This window comes from Dysgonomonas sp. Marseille-Q5470 (assembly GCF_951230145.1).
Taxonomy (GTDB): domain Bacteria; phylum Bacteroidota; class Bacteroidia; order Bacteroidales; family Dysgonomonadaceae; genus Dysgonomonas.
Genome location: NZ_CATNVE010000001.1, coordinates 535030 through 553081 on the forward strand (window position 1 = coordinate 535030; position 18052 = coordinate 553081).

General features: G+C 39.4%; 15 protein-coding genes. 5 read left to right on the forward strand and 10 right to left on the reverse strand.

Annotation, left to right across the window (positions count from 1 at the left end):
* Positions 1–116: 116 nt before the first annotated feature.
* The gene (gene fsa / locus QOX35_RS02330; protein WP_135106566.1) at positions 117–773 is read right to left on the reverse strand and encodes a fructose-6-phosphate aldolase; all 657 of its coding nucleotides are present in this window, start codon (positions 771–773) and stop codon (positions 117–119) included.
* Positions 774–1005: 232 nt separating this feature from the next.
* Between fsa and QOX35_RS02335 the strand changes: the two genes are divergently transcribed.
* Entirely contained in the window at positions 1006–1914 is a 909-nt protein-coding gene (locus QOX35_RS02335; protein WP_135106568.1) for a DMT family transporter, read from the forward strand.
* A 12-nt stretch (positions 1915–1926) separates the two neighbouring features.
* Here QOX35_RS02335 and QOX35_RS02340 read toward each other — a convergent pair whose 3' ends face one another.
* The 7 genes from QOX35_RS02340 to QOX35_RS02370 form a co-directional block, all read right to left on the reverse strand.
* Positions 1927–2676: a GNAT family N-acetyltransferase gene (locus tag QOX35_RS02340; RefSeq protein WP_283685626.1), complete on the reverse strand. Its 750-nt coding sequence runs from the start codon at positions 2674–2676 to the stop codon at positions 1927–1929.
* A gap of 33 nt (positions 2677–2709) precedes the next feature.
* Entirely contained in the window at positions 2710–4737 is a 2028-nt protein-coding gene (locus QOX35_RS02345; protein ID WP_135106572.1) for an OPT family oligopeptide transporter, read from the reverse strand.
* Positions 4738–5129: 392 nt separating this feature from the next.
* A complete protein-coding gene (locus QOX35_RS02350) occupies positions 5130–7694 on the reverse strand; it encodes a BamA/TamA family outer membrane protein (protein WP_283685627.1) in 2565 nt (854 codons plus the stop codon).
* An 87-nt stretch (positions 7695–7781) separates the two neighbouring features.
* Positions 7782–8372, reverse strand: a complete 591-nt coding sequence (locus QOX35_RS02355) for a sugar O-acetyltransferase (RefSeq protein ID WP_006841553.1) — start codon at positions 8370–8372, stop codon at positions 7782–7784.
* Between the two features lie 10 nt (positions 8373–8382).
* Positions 8383–9687: an anaerobic C4-dicarboxylate transporter family protein gene (locus QOX35_RS02360; RefSeq protein WP_283685628.1), complete on the reverse strand. Its 1305-nt coding sequence runs from the start codon at positions 9685–9687 to the stop codon at positions 8383–8385.
* A gap of 58 nt (positions 9688–9745) precedes the next feature.
* Entirely contained in the window at positions 9746–10210 is a 465-nt protein-coding gene (locus QOX35_RS02365; protein ID WP_283685629.1) for a GNAT family N-acetyltransferase, read from the reverse strand.
* 47 nt (positions 10211–10257) lie between these two features.
* Entirely contained in the window at positions 10258–12579 is a 2322-nt protein-coding gene (locus tag QOX35_RS02370) for a monovalent cation:proton antiporter family protein (RefSeq protein ID WP_283685630.1), read from the reverse strand.
* Between the two features lie 457 nt (positions 12580–13036).
* Between QOX35_RS02370 and QOX35_RS02375 the strand changes: the two genes are divergently transcribed.
* The 4 genes from QOX35_RS02375 to QOX35_RS02390 all read left to right on the forward strand — a co-directional run bounded on the left by QOX35_RS02375 (position 13037) and on the right by QOX35_RS02390 (position 16482).
* Complete coding sequence (locus tag QOX35_RS02375) at positions 13037–13705, forward strand: DUF2625 domain-containing protein (RefSeq protein WP_283685631.1); 669 nt, start codon at positions 13037–13039, stop codon at positions 13703–13705.
* Positions 13706–13729: 24 nt separating this feature from the next.
* Positions 13730–15112, forward strand: a complete 1383-nt coding sequence (locus QOX35_RS02380; protein ID WP_135106581.1) for a nucleobase:cation symporter-2 family protein — start codon at positions 13730–13732, stop codon at positions 15110–15112.
* 11 nt (positions 15113–15123) lie between these two features.
* On the forward strand, positions 15124–15693 hold the full coding sequence (xpt, locus tag QOX35_RS02385) for a xanthine phosphoribosyltransferase (protein ID WP_135106583.1): 570 nt from the start codon (positions 15124–15126) through the stop codon (positions 15691–15693).
* 84 nt (positions 15694–15777) lie between these two features.
* Entirely contained in the window at positions 15778–16482 is a 705-nt protein-coding gene (locus QOX35_RS02390; protein ID WP_283685632.1) for a 16S rRNA (uracil(1498)-N(3))-methyltransferase, read from the forward strand.
* A 3-nt stretch (positions 16483–16485) separates the two neighbouring features.
* On the opposite strand, the gene QOX35_RS02395 is transcribed toward QOX35_RS02390, so the two are convergent.
* Both QOX35_RS02395 and QOX35_RS02400 read right to left on the reverse strand, forming a co-directional pair.
* Entirely contained in the window at positions 16486–17127 is a 642-nt protein-coding gene (locus tag QOX35_RS02395) for a DUF3256 family protein (RefSeq protein ID WP_283685634.1), read from the reverse strand.
* Positions 17128–17138: 11 nt separating this feature from the next.
* Positions 17139–18038, reverse strand: a complete 900-nt coding sequence (locus QOX35_RS02400) for an EamA family transporter (protein WP_283685635.1) — start codon at positions 18036–18038, stop codon at positions 17139–17141.
* Positions 18039–18052: the final 14 nt, after the last annotated feature.

The window sequence follows — 18052 nt, forward strand, 5'->3', positions numbered from 1 at the left end:
TATATTAAACCATCACTTATAATCTTTTTGTCATCCTGAGGGAAACGAAGCATCTTTAGAGCCAGACTCAAAATAGATTCTTCACTTCACTCAGAACAACAAAAAATATTTCAGTTTTATCCATTTACTTTTTTATAATCTGCAAGGAATGTGGCTAATCCGCTATCTGTAAGAGGGTGCTTCAGTAATCCTTTGATTGCAGACAACGGGCAAGTAGCAACATCAGCCCCGACTTCGATACACTGTATAATATGTTGAGTACTGCGGATAGATGCAGCCAACACCTGAGTAGACATATCATAAGTAGTGTACATATCTACAATCTTACTTACCAACTCGATGCCATCACTTGAAATATCATCAAGGCGCCCAACAAATGGAGATACATAGGTAGCCCCGGCTTTTGCTGCTAATAAAGCCTGACCAACTGAAAATACCAATGTGCAGTTAGTGCGGATTCCCTTCTTCGTGAAATATTTAATCGCCTTGATTCCATCCTCTATACAAGGAACTTTCACAACAATGTTTTTGTGTAAAGCCGCAAGCTCTTCACCCTCACGTATCATCCCTTCATAATCCGTTGAAATCACTTCTGCGCTGACATCTCCATCTACAATTTTGCAGATTTCCAAATAATGATTCCGTTGATTTTCTACTCCTTTTATTCCTTCCTTTGCCATAAGGGACGGATTGGTAGTTACTCCGTCTAATACTCCTAAATTGTTAGCTTCGCGGATTTGATCCAAATTCGCTGTGTCGATAAAGAATTTCATGATATGTTATTATATTTATGAATACTATCCTCTAATATCCGAATATATTTTAATTAAAACAAATCAGATAGGCTGTTTGTTTCCACTCTGGATATGCTTTATACCATCTTAATATATAGACAGATATAATTCTTTTGCACTCTGTTCTGAAGATTGTTTAGCAGATCGTTGCCATATGAGATAATACCTATTACTTTTGCAATCTCATTCAGGTTTATCTCAACAAAACGCTATGGCTATATCTAAACACTACTGGTATCATACTATTGCTATTCTCACAGTAATTGTTTGGGGTACTACCTTTGTTTCCACAAAGGTTCTTATAGGGTATGGATTATCCCCTTCCGAAATTCTGATTTATCGTTTCCTGTTGGCATATATAGGTATTTGGTTTGTCTGCCCGAAAAGGCTTTTTGCTAAATCTGTTAAAGATGAGCTTCTGTTTGTTGCCGCCGGACTATGTGGGGGTTCCCTCTATTTTGTATTCGAAAATACCGCACTGCAAATAACGCTGGCATCCAATGTATCTCTTATTATATGTACCTCTCCTATATTTACCGCCTTTCTTTCCTACTTGATGTACAGAAAGGAAAAATTGAAAGCATCCCTTATATTTGGTTCTCTCACAGCTCTGCTTGGGGTTGGCTTGGTTGTTTTCAATGGTAGCTTTATATTGCAGATCAATCCTCTAGGTGATATTTTGACAATACTGTCTGCCCTGTCGTGGGCTTTTTATGGGATTGTATTGCGCAAGGTCAACGGGCGTTATTCAACACTTTTTATTACCCGTAAGGTATTTATTTATGGTATAATTACCATGCTTCCTTTTCTTGCTTTTAGTCCTTCATCCCTTCATCCTGAATTGCTTGTGCAGCCTGTTATTATTGCTAACCTGTTGTTCTTAGGGCTGATCGCTTCACTGCTTTGTTTTATAGCATGGAACACAGCTGTAAAAGAACTTGGTATTGTGCAGACATCCAACTATATCTACTTTGTACCGCTGGTAACACTGCTTACTTCTGCCATTGTAATAGATGAACATATTACATTGGTTGCTCTTCTAGGGTCTGTGTTTATTCTATTCGGTGTATATGTTGCCGAGAAAGGATTCAGATTTGGTTTGAAGAAAAAGGTCGTATAAGGAAGTATATTTTCAGCCTTTGAGTATTCTCTTTAAGTAGGATATATCTAACAGATTCACAGTCTCAAAAGTTCCTTTATAAAACACTCCCCAGTTGTTGAAAACGCAAGGCAGCTCTTTTGCCTTTTGCAGCGTATCCACTTGAATGAATGACACCGGGACATTGTTCGTTTCGCAATACTCTTTTGTCATCTCAATACTCTGATAGACATAGGGGCATTGCATATCATAATATATTGTAAGCTCTTTGTTTGCTATTTTCAGGCTCTTGGCGTTTTGTGCAAACTTTGGTGTTGTTCCGTCAAGAGAAAGTGCTAGTAATTCATATCCATTTACGGTTGTATCAACAACCTCGAACCCAAACCTTTTTGCAAATGATTGGTCAGAGAGCCACGATTTTTGTTTTTGCGCTCCGAGCATGCAGATGCCCGATTTGCCCTTTTTCTTTGCATCAGCCAAGCAATACTCCATCAGCGATCTTCCATAACCTTTTCCTTTGTAATTGCCTAAAACCCACAAGCAATATACATAGTAATAGTTGTCTCCGATTATGGGAACCCAAGCCGTTTCCAAAGGGGCATATTCAATAAAAACGGTAGCTTTTGCATTTAGTTTTCTAAAGACATGGCCCTCAGTCAGTCTGTCTGAGAGCCATTGTCTTTTTGCTTCAATACCTTGATGAGTCTTTTTACTACGGATAATGCAGCATAAGTGTTCATCGGTAAGGTTTTCTATTGTTAAGTTTACAAAATCATCAATCATCTGCTTTTGTTTCAAACTAACATATATCTCGTCTTATTTCAGTCCGTCTTTTTTAGCCTTCATTGATGAATAGCCCAGATAGAATATGATTACCGCATACATGAACAATGCGAGCCATTGTGAGCCGGCAGAGTCTAACCACTCTTTGTCAACAAGATCAACTCCTCCGAAACGTAAGGTTGCGCTAACAACCCCCATCAAAGCGCCTCCCGCAATGAATCCTGACGCTAATAATGTTCCTTTGTCCAATCGAGCAGAATTCAAAGCTTTATCTTTGCTGCGACTGCCTACATACCAGTTTACTGCACCACCAACTAATAGCGGCACATTCAGTTGAAGCGGGATAAACATTCCTAAAGCAAAGGCAAGAGCCGGCACTCTAAAGAATGTAAGCAATAGAGCGATCAATGCACCAATGCCATATAGTATCCATGGCGCACCTGTACCCGACATCAACGGGTCTATAACGGCAGCCATTGCGTTAGCCTGTGGAGCTACAAGAGCACCCTCTCCGGTAAAGCCGTACGTATCGTTCAATATGATCATTACTCCTCCTACTGTTGCAGCAGAAACGAGTGTTCCTAGAAACTTCCACGATTGTTGTTTAGCCGGAGTCGTTCCCAGCCAATAACCGATCTTTAGGTCGGTTATAAATCCACCCGCCATAGACAGGGCCGTACATACTACCCCTCCCATAATCAGGGCTGCCACCATACCCGAAGTCCCTTTCAGTCCTACTGCCACCATGATAACTGAGGCAAGGATAAGGGTCATCAGTGTCATCCCCGAAACAGGGTTTGTTCCCACTATGGCAATCGCATTGGCAGCTACGGTGGTGAATAAGAAAGCAATTATCGCTACCACCAGAATAGCTATGACAGCATAGAACAGATTGTGCATTACACCCAGATAGAAGAAAATGAATGTTGCAAGCAAAGCGACTATTACTCCGATAGAAATTATTTTCATGGGGAGATCAAGCTGAGTGCGCTTATCTATTTTCGATGCATCTTTATTACCTCCTTTAAACTCTTTAGAAGCAAGTCCTACAGCACTTTTGATAATAGGCCATGACCGAATGATACCGATTATACCTGCCATTGCAATACCTCCGATACCAATATGGCGTGCCATAGATGAGAATATCACTTCAGGGCTGGCAGATGCTATTCCGTCAATAAGCCCTCCTCCCGGCAAATAAGGTGCAGGATTTAACATTTGCAGTGTCGTATCTCCTAATAATGGCAGAAGAGGAACAAGTACAAACCAAACCAATGCAGAGCCGGCACAGATGATAGCGGCGTATCTTAGTCCTACGATATATCCCAAGCCGAGAACTGCTGCTCCAACATTAACGCTGAATAGCATCTTCACTTTATTGGCTAAGGTCTCACCATAAGGTATCACACGTGATGTGAAGGTTTCGCCCCATGTACCGAATGTGGCTATAACAAAGTCATAAAGTCCTCCGATCAGCCCGGCTATAATAAGGGGCTTGGCCTGATCTCCTCCTTTTTCGCCCGATACCAGTACTTGTGTAGTGGCGGTAGCCTCGGGGAAAGGATATTTTCCGTGCATATCGGAAACAAAATATTTACGGAAAGGAATAAGGAACAAGATTCCTAAAATACCTCCGAGCAATGAACTAAGAAACACCTGAAAGAAATCGACCGAAATATCGGGATATTTAGCTTGCAGGATGTAAAGTGCAGGCAGGGTGAATATAGCTCCGGCTACAATAACCCCGCTACTTGCCCCAATGGATTGTATTATGACATTCTCACCAAGTGCGTTTTTACGCTTGGTGGCGCTCGATAGCCCTACGGCAATAATAGCGATAGGAATAGCGGCTTCGAATACTTGTCCTACTTTCAGACCCAGATAGGCTGCTGCAGCACTAAACAAAACGGCCATCAGTAGTCCCCACATAACCGACCATGGCGTAACTTCTTTGTATTGCTTATTGGGAGACATTATGGGGTTGTACTCTTCTCCCTCTTTGAGCTCATGAAAAGCGTTTTCAGGTAATCCGCTTATCTTGTCTTCATTTTCTGTTTTCACGGGCTAACTATTTTTTTGTTACAAATTTCTTCTGAAAGTATTACAGATACAAATCTACATTATTTTTTACAGTTATGAAAAAGAACTTATTCCAACATCTTTTTTATTTCCAACATCATAAAGTTTAAAAAGTGACAAAATACGATTTTTATACGATAATCCCAGAAGCTTGTTAAGTGTCACATTATAATGTTTTTATCAGCTGTTTTGAGAATGAAAGGTGACAAAAGTGACACTTTTTAGCCTGTTTTTATCTGTCACCTTTTTGTCCTGATCAGTAACTGATATAAGATAAATTATGGATTATAAAACACAGTCTGTCTTATTTGCAAGAGGTTCTTCATGTCGTTTAGGATGACAGCGCAACAAGTGATTTCTTTTCAACTACAGACTTAAAATCCCATACCAAGCTCAAACATTAACCTGTTGGCATCGCTCGAACCAAAATAAGAGAATTTACCTGTGAATTTGCGGAGTAATGTTAACCAGAATCCTCCTCCATAAGAGGAATGCCACTTTTGTGAAACATCGTCAGGATACCATACACGTCCATGATCTACTCCAACAAATACTCCATAGTTAAGCGGAGTGAGGGGATTGTTGAGCCGTCCCATATCAAGCCGTATATCCGAGTACTGATAGAATGAATGACGACCGATGAAACGGTTACTCCTATATCCTCTCAGTTCGGTTGTTGCTGCCTGAAAGAAATCATATTTGTCAGAGAATAAGCTCTTTCCTTTAAGTAGAGTAGCAAAAGTAATTCTGTCTGTTAGTTTAAGATTCAAACCGAATTCTCCTGTTGTATAGGCAAAATTACGCTCGGGTTTGGTTACGTTTACAGTCCATCCTGATGAAACGGAGAACTTGACAGACGAAACAAAAGATTGTATTTTTTTATTGAACTCATACGCCGCCCCAAGATCAACAAAGTATTTGGTAGAGAATATGGAGTTGTCATCATCGTAGAATGTATTGATGAAGCGATCACGATTTTTAGGGTTTTTCACTTGATACGATTCTATGGAAGTATAGATGTTGAATGTCTGGTCTTTGTTGATATTGTAATACAAAGACGGCTTTAACATGTACTTTTTGATATTAACACGATTGTAGTTCTTGTTCTCATTTTTATAACCATCCGTGTTGTTGCCGAACCCGAAGAAGTTGCTAAAATAAGAAGGGCTACCCACCAGAGCCAATACGTGCAGGCTTTTTTTCTCATCATAGCTTGGAAAAATTCCCTGATATATAAACCCATTGTTTAAATCGTAGCTTATCTGATGTCTTCGAGTATAAGGAGCTCGCCTAAAGCCGTATACGGTATATGAAAAGGATGTTCCGAGATTCAAACCCAAATCGGAATCATATATTCCTATCGGAGTGACAGAAAGTGATGTGTGTCTCAACCGCTGATAGTCATACTCCAAAGCACTTTCGTCGTTAGGGATAATTACTTTTGCGTTGTTGATGGCTTTTAGCTGCTCTTTCTCCGACTTCGACTCGTAAATAAATACGTTATTCCCTTGTTTTACATCATAGTCGTTATTATCGTTACCCCCAATAAGTAAGATCGCAATATTTCTTCTCCGTTTATTTACTTCGAAGCTGTCTTCACCTCCTAGTCCGTATAGCCATATCTCTTTCGTCCGTTTTGGCGAATATTTTTTGTCGAAAGTGAGCTTATTGGTATTTTTATCAAAGATGCGTATGTGCAATTCCTTTCCATTCTGATCTATTACAAACTTCTCGCTCCTATCTGTACCCGTTATAACCGGATTCTTTTGTAAAGTAGTATAATATTTCAAAGCGATATCCTCCAGATTTTTTCTTCTGGCTTTAAGTCTTTCTTTTAGTTTGTTGATATCCTCATTTTGCATTTCCTTCGGTAGCGCTGAAAACGCATTATCTATATCCCTATCTGTTAAGTCTAATTTTAAGATTCGTGCTTGCTCTTGCCAATCTTCGGCTGTGCTTCTTTGTGTAATTGCAATATCGAGAGGCTGAGCCAGTGTATTTATTTTCTTGATATTTTTTATATGAGCTTCATAGTTGGTAATAAAGCCGACACCCAGCATCCCTAATAGTCCTTTGAAGAGAAAGCCGTCTACTTTGGAGAAAGCATGGCTTCTGTCTATCACCTGAGGTTGATATACAACAGAATCACCTTTCGGAGTTGATATCCAGTACCAGTTTTCCGATACTTTGTTCCAATCGCCGATAAGCATATCAAACAATCGCATCTTGATATATAAGTCCTGATCTACTGATGTAGGATTTGTACTGTGCAGGCTATCTATTAATGCCTCTACATTGGTGAGGATTTTTTTATTCTTCAAAGCGGGCAGCTCTGATATACTCACGAGTTTATTCTTTAACTGATTATCGTCTATAATCGTGTCCGTTCCGTCATCAAGCATGTAGTAAATACGGGTATTCATCGAACAAATATTTGCCGACCTTGCCAGCTTTTCCGACACAAGAAACATATATGGATGAACGATTGTATACGCTTCAGTAATAAAATCATCCAGATATGTATCTTTAAAATCTTCATGATGATATACATCTCTGAAAAATTTGGACTCCAAAAAGCTTGAAGAACCGCCAAGTGGCTTTAGCATAAATAGCTGGTCTCGTTTGTTCTTCAGAATAAACGCATGAAGCATCGGGCGTTCGCTGATAATGGATAGCCCTCCATAAGATGAATCTAAAGACGCTGCTTTGGCTGTGATGGGTTTGTAGTATACGTCTCTGTAATGTTTACCCCACGCCCAGGTGTAAAACGAACTGTGCTTTTTCTTTTCGTTAGAATAGATAGGCTTTTCTATATTTTGCCCAATGCGCACAGGTATAGAATCATCCGCATTATCTTGTGCCAATACATTTAGCGAAGTAAAATGTAAGCAGATAAAGCTGAATATTGTGATGTAATATTTCAGGAGTGGTTTAAGCAATATTTTACAGTTTATTTCTGGTGTAATAATGTTTTGTTGTAGAGTATCGGTGTAAATGTAATTAAAAAAACGAAAAGCAAACTCAATTTACTTTAATTCTCTTATTACTTTACATGGATTGCCTGCTGCAAGACAATTTGCTGGAATCGACTTTGTGACCACACTCCCTGCTCCGATAGTAGTATTGTCGCCGATAGTTACACCGGCAAGTATAATAGATCCCCCGCATATCCATACATTGGAACCGATAGTAACAGGAGCCGAATCTATTTTCCAGAACGAAGGCGCAGCATTCTCATCGGTATTGTAAGATAAGCGTTCATTCGGGTTTACGGGATGCGAAACAGCGTATATCTGTACATTAGGACCTATACCTGTATTATTCCCGATTGTTATTTTGTTGCAATCAAGAAACACACAATTCATATTGATTTCGCAATTGTCTCCAATATGGATATTTTCACCATAATCGACATAAAAAGGTGCAGTAATCCAAACGTTTTCTCCTTTCGATCCAAGGATCTGACCGAGCAATTTATCTAGCGTTTCTTTATCGTCGCTTGCTGTTTGGTTGTATTGCTGTGTTAGTTTTTTTGCCAAATGCCAGCGTGTAATTAATTCGGTATCTCCCGGATCATAATATTCGCCTGCCAGCATTTTCTCTTTCTCTGTTTTCATTTTGTATATTTTATAGACCTGTTAAAGTGATGATTAATAACCCTACGCATACAGCGGTGATCGTAGCCACCAGACCCGGAATCATAAACGAGTGATTGAGTACCCACCGTCCGATACGGGTTGTTCCTGTGCGGTCAAAGTTGATAGCAGCCACTACTGTTGGGTAGTTGGGTAAGAAAAAGTACCCGTTGACTGTAGGGAACAATGCGATAAGCATCCAGGGCGATATACCCAAAGCAATACCTAATGGCATCAATGCCCGTACGGTTGCAGCTTGGCTGTATAATAGAATAGACATAACAAATAATGCGACACCAAATATCCAGGGCATGGAGGTAACAACTCCTTCTATAGAAGCACGAAGTTGCTCCATGTTGCCGTTGATAAAAGTATCTCCCATCCATGCAATACCAAAGATGGCAACTACCGCTTGCATTCCTGCGACGAATACAGACCCCTGAGCCGCTTTTATGCCATCGGTACGTGTTAAGAGCAGAATGAGTGCAGCGGCCGAAAGCATCAGTATTTCTATAATGATGGGCATATTCAGCGTTTTACCTCCTATTTGCCTTAAACCATCTATAGATCCGAAAAGAATAATGAGAACGGTAGCCAATATAAAGATAAGGACAGATAACCCTGCCTTACTTTTTAGACTATATATTTTTTTGTCAGAGACTTTATCTTGGCTGAACATTCCTGCACCGAGGCGTTTAAGATATTCAGGGTCTTCATGCAATTCTTTTCCCATGCGCATACTCACGAATGCACCAAGCAATACTCCTATCAGGGTTGAGGGTATGCTTATCATTAGGATGTTGAGTAAGGATATATTGTATCCGGCAAGCATGCTCAACAGGGCAACCGTTGCCGCAGAGATTGGGCTGGCGGTTATGGCTTGTTGTGAGGCGATTACGGCAATTGAAAGAGGTCGCTCGGGGCGTATTTTCGTTTCTCGTGCTACTTCGGCTATCACTGGCAGTACGGAGTAGGCGACATGCCCTGTTCCGGCTACGAATGTGAATAGATATGTGACGATTGGGCTGAACAGTGTGATCCGTTGGGGGTGTTTACGCAGGAATTTTTCGGCAAGGGATACCATAAGGTCGAGCCCGCCTGCTGCCTGCATACAGCCCGCTGCTGCTATCACAGCGACTATCATCAGCATTACATCGATAGGAGGGGAGGTTGGCTCCAGACCAAACCCGAAGACCAGAATAGCCAATCCGAGACCACCCATCACTCCAAGGCCGATACCTTGCAAACGCGCGCCTACAATGATTGCGGCAAGTATAAAAAGAAACTGAATCAGCATATATTGCGATCAAAATGTTTAAAATATAACGACAAAAATAGATGATTGTTTTTGTCTGTCATAATTTTAAACGCATGGATGTATATGAAGGCTCTACAAAACCTAATTTTTTATATAGTTCTCTACCGTCATCTGTTGCGTACAGATCGATAGAAGAAACACCTTTTTGTCTCGCTTCATTTATGATCTCTCCAATAACTTGTGAGGCAATGCCCTTGCGCCTGAATTCAGGATAAGTAACAACATTTAGCAATGTACCTGTCAATCCTGTGATAAAAGAAGGGTTTGCAGGCCTTTCTTGTATGATGAGGAATGCGGCAGATGCTATTTTGCCTGTTGGGTGTTTAGCTATCACAGCTATGAAATCTTCCAACGGGATATGCTTTGCCAAATAAACTTTTAGTTGAGCCCGGATATCCTTTTCGTTCTGATCTGATAAACGTCCCTGATCCATTGTCAAGAAATCAATCCGAAGTTGGATCAGATCGCTAATATCATCCAAAGTTGCTTTGTAAATATTCATTATTGTTGTTGCTAAAAAATTATATCCCGATTTATCTTTCTAACTTTTTATAGATGAAGATTTTCTTTTACAAAACCATATATACTTTGCTTATCTCCAATAATCCACAAAATATCTCCTGTAGAGAAGGTTGTATTTGCCGGGGGATTGATCTTAACAGTTCCTTTACTCTCAAATCCCACAACAAAGCATTTCTTTTCTTTGCCCATTTCCGATTCGTATAGGCTTTTGTTATTCAGAACAGAATTTTCTTCCACGATGAGGGATATACATTTGATGTTAGAATGCGGATCATTGTCTTGCTGCTTAGAGAATTCGTGTATTGTGCGCAAGGTGCTCTTGAACATTGTTATGCAATTCTTCATAGTCATCAGGCGGTCGATATTCATAATGTTTCCGGCCACTAAGAGCAGGTCGCCGGACTCTAGCACAAAGTCTCCATTGGGAAAATATAGATCTTCTTCGCCTCTACGTACTGTTATGATAATCAGATCGTATCGTTGCCTGAAGTCGGTATCCTTAAGCATTTTATGCTCATATTCCGAGCCGGGTTCCAGTTTGAATTTCCCTACATACAGGTTGCTTTCTATCCAGTTTGTATTGTCGAGATCGTAAACGACTACTCCACCGTTCTGCTTTAGGGAATTTCTTCGTCTTTCTTCCAATATCCTCTGGTTAAAGTTTACTACAAACCTGTATTCTATTTTCCAATACAGCTTGAGCAGGTGCTTCGATTGTATCACAAGGAAGATAAGCACGCCAGCAATCAGTACCGATACCCAAATAGGGATGGTTAGAAACAGCCATAAGAGAACATAGATAAAAGCATAAGCAATGATAAACCGAAGTAGTATTAACGAAGATAGTATAATTCTGTTTCTTACACTTCGTTGCCAAAGTTTCAATATCAGGTAAGGCTGTTGCCCTCCTCTATAGACAAGCCCTTTGAGAATTGGAGAGATAGCCAGAAAAGTGATTACAAGGCAAATAATATTTCCCCAAGGTTCTGCTATATGTTCGTTGATAAATGGAGCGATGAAGCTCGATGTAACGATAATAGCACCAATACATAATGATATGAAAACAATGACATTCGATATGTAATTAGTTAGAAATACACTCCAGTCACTTTGATTTTTAGGATTTTCAAGCCTTTCGTCTTTTTCAAGTATTTTCTGCCTCCATGAGTCGGGTATGGTTTTCATCATCCAATTATAAAAAGGAATACTTGCAGCCATAAGGTATGGAGTAGTAAACGTAGTAAGTATAGAAACGGCAATAATAATAGGGTAAATAAAATTGTCTGCCAATTGATAGGCTATCGCCGAACTTGCCACAATAAAAGCAAACTCGCCAACCTGAGCCATACTGAATCCCGACTGAATGGATACTAACATCGATTCGCCGGATAAGCGTGCTCCTATAGCAGTGAATATTATTTTTCCTAATAAAACTGCCAATGTAATTATGATTACACTCACGAAGTTCTCTTGTATTACGGTAGGATTCATCATCATACCCACCGAAACAAAAAAGACAGCTCCGAAAAAGTCTTTTATAGGTTTGGTGAGGGTTTCTATTTTTTCGAGCTTTATTGTTTCTGCTAAAATAGATCCCATGATAAATGCGCCCAATGCCGAAGAAAGTTCAACTTCTGTAGCAAAGACTACCATACCCAAACACAAGCCTAAGGAAATGATAAGCAGTGTTTCATCATTGAGCCATTTTTTTGCTTTTTTGAGAAAGGTAGGTATAAGGAATATACCACATACAACCCATACGACCATAAAGAAGATCAATTTCCCTAAGCTGAGCAACATTTCGGTGCCTTCAAAGTGGCGGCTTACGGCAATTGTTCCCATAAATACCATGACGAGGATGGCAAAAAGGTCGTCAAATATAAGTATGCCGAAAACTACTTCTGTAAAACGTTTGCCTCTATATTTTGGGTCTTCGAATCCTTTTACGATAATAGTAGTGGACGACAAACAGAGCATACAGCCCAGTATAAGACTGTTCCATGTACCCCATCCGAGCCATAGCCCGATAAAGTAACCGGATACACCGAGCCCTATGGCAATCATGATGAGTGTTATAAATCCTGTCTTTCCATTACTGATGAGTTTCTTGAAGCTAAATTCAAGCCCCATACCAAATAAGAGGAATATAACACCAATCTCTGCCCAGATATTTATATTTTCAGCATCGGTAACTGTAGGGAAAAAACTAGAGTGTGGACCTGTCAAGAATCCAGCAACTATATACCCTAATACTAAAGGTTGGTTTAACCATTTGAATATGATGGTTATTATTCCCGCAATTATCAATATAAAAGCTAAATCGCTAATTATAGATGGTAAATGAGTCATTGTGTTTATTTTATATGTGAACTAGAACTTTCTTTTTAGACAAAACTATTTCATGTGGATAGTTTATTTATCTACAAATGAATACTCTATATAATCTATTATTTGTGAATATAATTTAACCCTTCGGTAATCCTAGCAATTAGGAAATGGTTAAAAATACAGTATTTCACGCTTTTATGGGTATAAATTTAATAAAAATTGTCGGAACTTGGACATTCTTTTTTTGTTGAATGGGATTTTTAATACTGCAAACAGCTGCTATTTTGTATTCTTTTATAATTGATTAGGCCGATATTTTGTTCTTATAATCAATTGTTTAAATGTATGTTTGGTGGTGTGTCCGTATATATTCTATTATTCTTTCATTAATTATTTAGAGAATATCTATAAATATACTACTTTTGCACCTTAAATTAAAAATGAGGTAAACGACGTTTTACCATCAGTATATGTGCCAATGCGTACGCTACAAGAGCTTGTAAACACGGAAGACCCGGGTTGGCCGATTGTAAAAAAATGGATTGATCAGGCCAAAAACAAGGTGGAAATTCTGCCTTGCGAGCGTCAACGAGCCGAAAAAAGTCTGATACACGCACAAGTTACCACACGCTCTCTGATGGGAGCAATTATCTACGAAACAGGCGGGCTATTAATCGACAATGGATGGATTCGTATTCTTGGATCAGGCAGTGATCGTATGAAAAGAACTCTTCCCGACTGGAATATGGGCAAATCTTTTTCTGAATTTGGAGAACCTGCTCCATATTTATTGGTTGCAGACGATGCCATCGGCGGGTTTTATGCAATTAACGGCGGTTTTTTGGGAGAAGACACCGGAAACCTGTACTACTTTGCTCCCGATATGCTTCAATGGATTCCTTTGGAAATGGAATATAGCCAGTTTCTTTTATTCTGCTTCGAGACAGATATGGATGAATTTTATCCCGGTATGAGGTGGGATGGCTGGCAACAGGATGTAATGCATCTGCGCCCTGACTATGCATATAGTTTTTTCCCTTTTTTGTGGACTGAAGAAGCTAAAGACATCAATACTATAGAAAGAAATGCTATTCCGATTGAAGAAGTATATAGCTTCAATATGGAATCGATGAATATAAAAGGTTAATAATCAAAAAAGAAGGAGGCTCAAATGGAAATGACAGAAAATGAGGTTGATAAATTTATCCAACCGATTCGTAAAACAGATCTTATTTATCAGATAGAAGATAATCCTCCATTTAAAGAGGCTGTCTTTGCCGGTCTACAGCACCTTTTGGCTATATTTATAGCAATAATAACCCCTCCGCTGATTATTTCCCAGGCTCTAAATTTTACAGTCGAAACAACAGGGTTTCTTGTTTCTATGGCTTTATTGGCATCGGGTATATCTACATTTATACAATGCCGTAAGTTTGGCCCCGTAGGTTGTGGCCTGCTTTGTATACAAGGAACAAGTTTCTCCTTCATTGGTGCGCTTACCGCTAGTTTTGCCGCCAAAGGTGATATGGGCGAAGCTGCTATACTTGCCGCTATATTCGGAGTATGTATTGCCGCATCACCTGTGGAAATGATAGTTAGCCGATTACTTAAATATACAAAAAAGATTATCACTCCCCTTGTTTCAGGTATCGTGGTTACAATGATAGGACTTTCTCTTATAAAAGTAGCGATTATTTCTTGTGGAGGAGGTTTCAATGCAATGAGTGTTGAGGGTGCAAGATCATTTGGCAGTATGCAGAACTTAGGTCTGGCAGCACTTGTTCTTGTTTCTATACTTGTATTGAACAGTATAAGAAATAAATATATCCGCATGAGTTCTATTATCATAGGTATTATCATAGGATATGTGACTGCTTATTTTATGGGCTGGATAGATTTCTCTAAGATGGGAGCGATAGGGGCAATAACAATTCCTCAGCCGTTTAAATACGGTCTGGGCTTTGACCTGTCGGCATTTATCGCGGTTGCTCTTATCTACTTTATAACTTCGATAGAAGCTTATGGTGATATTACTGCCAATTCGATGATTGGTGGAGAACCTATTGAAGGTCCTAAATTTATGAAACGTGTACAAGGAGGCGTATTGGCCGATGGTATAAATTCCGCTTTGGCTGGGGTACTCAACTCTTTCCCGAATTCAATATTTGCTCAAAATAATGGTTTGATACAGTTGACAGGTGTTGCCAGTCGTCGTGTAGGTTATTATATTGCCGCATTTCTGGTTATTCTGAGTGCTTTCCCTTTTGTTGGAGGTATATTCTCTATTATGCCTGAGCCTGTATTGGGTGGAGCTACACTTTTGATGTTCGGTACGGTAGCTGCATCTGGTGTGCGTATTATTGCTTCTCAGGATATCGACAGAAAAGCAATACTTGTACTTGCAGTAAGCTTTGCATGCGGACTGGGAGTTGAACTAGTACCTAATATTCTTTCGCAGATGCCTGCTACCATAAGCGGTATTTTCTCGTCCGGTATTACTACAGGAGGTGTAGTTGCTATAATCGCTAATGTTGTTATCCGTATTAAGGAATAAAAAATATTACAATGAAATTACTTAAAGATCGTATTCTAAAAGACGGAAAAAGTTTTGAAGGGGGAATCCTTAAAGTAGATAGTTTTATCAATCATCAGATGGATCCTATCCTGATGAAATCGATAGGCGTTGAATTTGTTCGTCGTTTTGGGAATATGCCTATCAACAAAGTTGTTACAATTGAAGCTAGTGGTATTGCTCCGGCTATTATGTTGGGATACTTACTCGAGCTGCCTGTTGTTTTCGTAAAGAAGGCCGTACCTAAAACAATGGTGAATATGTTGTCTACTACAGTATATTCTTTTACAAAAGACAAGGAATATACCGTGTCGGTAAGTGGTGATTTTCTTACAAAGGATGATAAGGTGGTCTTTATTGATGACTTTCTTGCAAACGGAAATGCTGCGGTAGGTGTATATGATATTATTAAGCAATCGGGCGCTGAACTATACGGTATGGGCTTTATCATCGAGAAAAGCTTTCAGGACGGTGGACGACGTTTGCGCGAGCTCGGGATTCATGTAGAGTCGCTAGCTAAAATAAAAGAATTGGGAGCGAATAAAATTATTTTTGAAGAATAGAAGTAAGTGATTTAAACATTTTGGTAGTGTCCTCTTTATGAAGAAGTATGTATCTTTGTAAAGAGGATCTGATTTTTAAGAAGAATGGATAAGACAATTTTCTATACACCCGATATATTGAGTAATCCCGAATTACCTCTCGAGGAAGCGCAACATTGTATAAAGGTACTGCGTAAAAAGGAGGGGGATGAGATCCTTTTAACAGACGGGAAAGGGTGCTTTTATGATGCTGAAATCATACAGGCTAACCCTAAACATTGTCACGTAAATATCCTGAAAACAATAGTACAGCCCAAAAACTGGGAATGTAATATTCATATTGCTTTTGCCCCTACAAAAAATATAGATCGCATCGAATGGTTTGCCGAGAAGGCAACAGAAATAGGTATAGATCGGTTTTCTCCGCTTCTTTGTCAACATTCGGAGCGCAGAGAAATAAAGCTTCAGCGAATAGAGAAAATTCTCGTTTCGGCAATGAAGCAATCGCAAAAAGCAATCCTTCCTCAATTGGATGAAATGCAATCTTTTTCGAAGTTTGTTAAACAAGATTTTAAAGGACAAAAATTTATCGCTCATTGCTACCCCTCTGAAAAAAAATCGTTGAAGGATGCTTATAAATTAGGGGAAAATGTTCTGATCTTGATTGGTCCTGAAGGCGATTTTTCGGAGCAGGAGGTAGAAGAGGCAATAAAAAATGGCTTTCAACCTGTTACTTTAGGGGAAAGCCGCTTGCGTACCGAGACAGCTGCATTAGCCGCATGTCATTCTATTCATGTGCTAAACTGGTAGCACTTATTCGGGCTTGAAAGAGAGCTTATCCCATGTATACCGTTTAGGATTTTCGATGAGGAAAGGCTCTATCATCTTGTAATCTTCCCCGGTAAGATAATTCTCTATATCGTAACTTATTTCTAACGATGTGCTGTCGGGCGAAAGATCTATTGTTATCGGATTCATATCCAGTGCAGCATAAGCGTTGCGAAACTCCTGGCTATTCTTGTCTGCATTTGCTATAATGAAAGTATCCTTGTTTATCTTCGGAAACAGATCATTTTGAGGTATCGGGAACCATTGTGTAGTATAAAATTGTATTTGACTGTCACACGCTTTTCCACAAACAGTCTTTACAACGCAAATTATTTTCGACTCGTTTATCAAAGGTAAAAGCTTTATCTGAACTGTTCCGGCCTCGGAAGTTTGCAGGGATATATAATCAGAAGAAATACCAATTCTTTCTACTTCTCCAAAAGAGCCCCTTGGAGCTGTAATGCCTGTTGTATCATTCGGATTCGAAAGTAGTTTCTCTTTTCCGGCAGCATCGAGTCCTGTAATCATGTTTTCAGGCATAGCAAGAAAAATTGTTTTCAGATCCTGAGCCGAAACTCGGGAAACAATACTGAATATGATAATAATTGCAAGTATAAACTTTCTCATTTTGTATCGAATTATTTTGTCCCCAAATATAGGAAAAACATTGCTATGATTATTAAAACAAGGTCTATCGCTTTTCCTTTTAAGTTTTTTTCATGGAATAAGAGTACTCCTCCGGCAAAAGAAACAAGCACGCTGCTGCGCCTTACCATAGATACGATTGAGATCATTGCATCCGGGTCTGTAAGGGCATAGAAGTACACAAAGTCCGCTATTGTAAGGAAAACAGAAACCAAGATAATACTCCATTTCCACCTGAAAGGAGTGTTGTTCTTTTTTTTAGGATACCATAATACAACCATCACGATCAGCATCAGCAGACATTGGTACGAGTTGAACCAGAATTGAACTGCGGTAGAACTGAATTTCTGCATCAGAAATTTATCGTATAGCCCGCTTGCTGAACCGGCTATAGCAGCCAGAATCATAAAGAGTATCCATTTGTTTTTGTGAAAGCTGATTCCCTCCTTTTTGCCCGAAAGGGATAACAGGAAGAATGAAATAATAGTGATAATCACCCCTATCCATTGATATAAATTGAGCCTCTCACCGAATATCAGCAATGCTCCCACCAGAGTCATAACCGGACGTGTAGCGTTTATGGGCCCTGTAATTGTCAGGGGAAGATGTTTTATGGCGAAATAGCCGAATATCCATGATGTAAGTACAATAACCGACTTAACAAAAATATACCCATGAGTTTCTATCGACACCGACGGTACATATCCGATTGTTCCATAAAGAATATCAGGAGATATTTTTGATATAACAACTAACGGAAGCAGCAATAAGGAACAAAAAAGCGTGTTAAGAAATAATACGGGAATTACTGCATTTCCATCTACTGATTTTTTTTTACAAATATCATAGCATCCAAGGAAGAACGCTGAAACAAAGGCGAGAGCTAGCCACATTTATTTAAATCTTA

Bases quoted from the DNA above. Each gene is read 5' to 3' on its own strand.
- QOX35_RS02355 (WP_006841553.1), bottom strand. From the start codon at position 8,372: ATGAAAACAGAGAAAGAGAAAATGCTGGCAGGCGAATATTATGATCCG.
- QOX35_RS02390 (WP_283685632.1), top strand. From the start codon at position 15,778: ATGGATAAGACAATTTTCTATACACCCGATATATTGAGTAATCCCGAA.
- QOX35_RS02335 (WP_135106568.1), top strand. From the start codon at position 1,006: ATGGCTATATCTAAACACTACTGGTATCATACTATTGCTATTCTCACA.
- QOX35_RS02360 (WP_283685628.1), bottom strand. From the start codon at position 9,687: ATGCTGATTCAGTTTCTTTTTATACTTGCCGCAATCATTGTAGGCGCG.
- xpt (WP_135106583.1), top strand. From the start codon at position 15,124: ATGAAATTACTTAAAGATCGTATTCTAAAAGACGGAAAAAGTTTTGAA.
- QOX35_RS02340 (WP_283685626.1), bottom strand. From the start codon at position 2,676: ATGATTGATGATTTTGTAAACTTAACAATAGAAAACCTTACCGATGAA.
- QOX35_RS02380 (WP_135106581.1), top strand. From the start codon at position 13,730: ATGGAAATGACAGAAAATGAGGTTGATAAATTTATCCAACCGATTCGT.
- QOX35_RS02400 (WP_283685635.1), bottom strand. From the start codon at position 18,038: ATGTGGCTAGCTCTCGCCTTTGTTTCAGCGTTCTTCCTTGGATGCTAT.
- fsa (WP_135106566.1), bottom strand. From the start codon at position 773: ATGAAATTCTTTATCGACACAGCGAATTTGGATCAAATCCGCGAAGCT.
- QOX35_RS02365 (WP_283685629.1), bottom strand. From the start codon at position 10,210: ATGAATATTTACAAAGCAACTTTGGATGATATTAGCGATCTGATCCAA.
- QOX35_RS02395 (WP_283685634.1), bottom strand. From the start codon at position 17,127: ATGAGAAAGTTTATACTTGCAATTATTATCATATTCAGTATTGTTTCC.
- QOX35_RS02370 (WP_283685630.1), bottom strand. From the start codon at position 12,579: ATGACTCATTTACCATCTATAATTAGCGATTTAGCTTTTATATTGATA.
- QOX35_RS02375 (WP_283685631.1), top strand. From the start codon at position 13,037: ATGCGTACGCTACAAGAGCTTGTAAACACGGAAGACCCGGGTTGGCCG.